Source organism: Dietzia sp. DQ12-76 (assembly GCF_014145045.1).
Taxonomy (GTDB): Bacteria; Actinomycetota; Actinomycetes; order Mycobacteriales; family Mycobacteriaceae; genus Dietzia.
On sequence record NZ_JAALDV010000480.1, the window covers coordinates 1 to 2,669 of the forward strand.

Annotated in this window: 2 protein-coding genes; one reads left to right on the forward strand and one right to left on the reverse strand. The window is 70.7% G+C overall.

Features of this window, described 5'->3' with window-relative positions; translation table 11 throughout:
• The coding region (locus G6019_RS15145) for a tetratricopeptide repeat protein (RefSeq protein ID WP_182627933.1) at positions 1–325 on the forward strand (325 nt) is incomplete at its 5' end.
• Positions 326–341: 16 nt separating this feature from the next.
• Here G6019_RS15145 and glgB read toward each other — a convergent pair.
• The gene (gene glgB / locus G6019_RS15150) at positions 342–2,525 is read right to left on the reverse strand and encodes a 1,4-alpha-glucan branching protein GlgB (RefSeq protein ID WP_182613712.1); all 2,184 of its coding nucleotides are present in this window, start codon (positions 2,523–2,525) and stop codon (positions 342–344) included.
• Between the last annotated feature and the right edge of the window lie 144 nt (positions 2,526–2,669).

Sequence of the window (2,669 nt, forward strand, 5' to 3'; positions counted from 1 at the left end):
GCGCTTCGCCGCGCTGGTGGACTCCCGCCCGCGGGACCACTCGCTCCTCGAGGCGCTGAGGTACGTGCAGGCCGCTCGTCGTGCGGCCGAGGAGGCCGATGCCGGCGAGGGCACGGTTCCCGCGGCCCTTCGGGCGGCCGACAGGGCCCTGGTGGGAGGAGAGTACGAGTCGGCGTTCGCGGTCCTCGTCGACGCGATCCGGGTGAGCGGGGGCGACGACCGGGCGGTGCTCCGGTCCCGGCTGGTCGATCTCCTCGAGTCGCTCCCGACGGACGACCCGCGGGTCCTGGACGCCCGCCGCAACCTCGCCAACGCGCTGTACTGAGGCGTCTCGCCCGCCGTCAGCGGGTGTGGCGCAACCAGATCGTGGCGCGGGGACCGACGGTGATGCCCGCCGAGTGCGTGCGGCCGTGGTGTGGCCGATCCTCGGCGTCGACACCGCCGAGGTTGCCGACACCGGATCCCTCGTAGGCCGCGGCGTCGGTGTTGAGGATCTCCTCCCAGAACCCGGCCTCGGGGAGACCGATCCGGTAGTCGTGCAGGGCGCTGCCCGAGAAGTTCACCACACAGGCGATGATGCTGCCGGAGTGATCCGTACGCAGGAACGACAGGGCGTTGTGGTCGGCGTCGTTGGCATCGATCCACGAGAATCCCGACGGGTCGTCGTCGAGCGACCAGAGGCCGGGGTTCTCCGCGTAGCGGGCGTTCATGTCGCGGACCGAGGCGAGGATGCCACGGTGGTACTCGCCCTCCCAGCCCTCGAGGTCCCCCCAGGTGACGCCCTGTTCGTCGTTCCACTCGCCGACCTGGCCGAACTCCAGTCCCTGGAAGAGGAGCTTCTTGCCCGGGTGTGCCCACATGTAGGCGTAGAGCCCCCGCAACCCGGCCGCCCGGTCCCACGAGGAACCCGGCATGCGCTGCCACATCGATCCCTTGCCGTGCACCACCTCGTCGTGGCTGAGCGGGAGCACGAAGCGCTCACTCCAGGCGTACATCAGCGAGAACGTGATCTCGCCGTGGTGGTGGCCCCGGTAGACCGGGTCGAGTCCGACGTACCGCAGGGTGTCGTTCATCCACCCCATGTTCCACTTCATGGAGAACCCGAGCCCGCCGGTATCGGTCGGGGCGGTGACGCCGCCCCAGGAGGTCGATTCCTCCGCGATCATGAGGAATCCCGGGTGCTCCCGCTGCACGGTCGCGTTGACCTCCTGCAGGAACGAGATCGCCTCGAGGTTCTCCCGCCCGCCGTAGCGGTTGGGGGTCCACTCGCCCTCGTTGCGCGAGTAGTCCAGGTAGAGCATCGAGGCCACGGCGTCCACGCGCAGACCGTCCACGTGGAACTCCTCGGCCCAGTACAACGCGTTGGCGACCAGGAAGTTCCGGACCTCGTGACGGCCGAAGTCGAAGACGTAGGTGCCCCAGTCGGGCTGTTCACCGCGGCGGGGGTCCGCGTGTTCGTAGAGCGGGGTGCCGTCGAAGCGGCCGAGGGACCACTCGTCCTTGGGGAAGTGTGCGGGGACCCAGTCCATGAGCACGCCGATGCCGCGCGAGTGCAGGTGGTCGACCACATAGCGCAGGTCGTCCGGGGATCCGAAGCGACTGGTGGGGGCGTAGTAGGAGGAGACCTGATAGCCCCAGGAACCGCCGAAGGGGTGCTCGGCGACGGGCATGAGTTCGACGTGGGTGAAGCCGGTCTCGGCCACGTGGTCGGCCAACTGGTGGGCGAACTCCCGGTAGCCCAGCCCCGGCCGCCAGGAGCCCACGTGGACCTCGAGTACCGTCATCGGGGACCGGGAGTGGTCACGGGTCGCGCGGGCAGACACCCACTCGTCGTCGTTCCACGCGTACCCGGACGTGAAGACCCTGGACCCTGTCGCGGGCGGCACCTCGGTGGCCACGGCCAGCGGATCGGCGTGGTCGACGGTCCGGCCGTCGGCGCCGCGGACGCAGTACTTGTAGACCGCGCCGTCGGCGACGTCGGGGACGAACACCTCCCACACCCCGGAGGCGCCGATCGCGCGCAGGGGCAGGGCGACGGGGTTCCACCCGCAGAAGTCGCCCACCACGCTGACTCCCCGGGCGTTCGGGGCCCAGACGGCGAACGACGTGCCGGTGACAGGACCGCCGGGGGTGTCGTACGTGCGGACGTGCGCCCCGAGGACGGTCCACAATCGCTCGTGACGCCCCTCGTTGATCAGGTGGAGGTCCATCTCGCCCAGGGTGGGCAGGAACCTGTACCCGTCCGCGACGGTCCGGGTGTGTCCGTCCGGGTAGGTGACGTGGAACCGGTAGTCCGGGACATCCGGCTCGTCCATCATCGCCCCGAACACGCCGTCGCCGAGCGGTTCCATCGGGACGGTGCGGGAGCCGAGCACGATCTCCACCGAGGTGGCGCCGGGCTGCATGGTCCGCACGACGGAACCGCCGCCGGCCCGGTGGGCACCGTAGACCGAATGCGGGTCGCGGTGGGTCCCCGAGCGGAGCGCGTCGAACTCGTCGCGGGGGATCTCGCCCGCCGGACCCACCGGTGCGGTCGGAGCCGAGGTCCGGCCCGACGTATCCCGGGCGAGGTCCTCCGGCGTCCGCCAGGTGGCCGCCGTGTCGACGGGTGGAGGAACCCGGTCGGGCGTGGTGGTGGGCCTGCCGGTGGCGGGTCTGCCGGAGGCGGA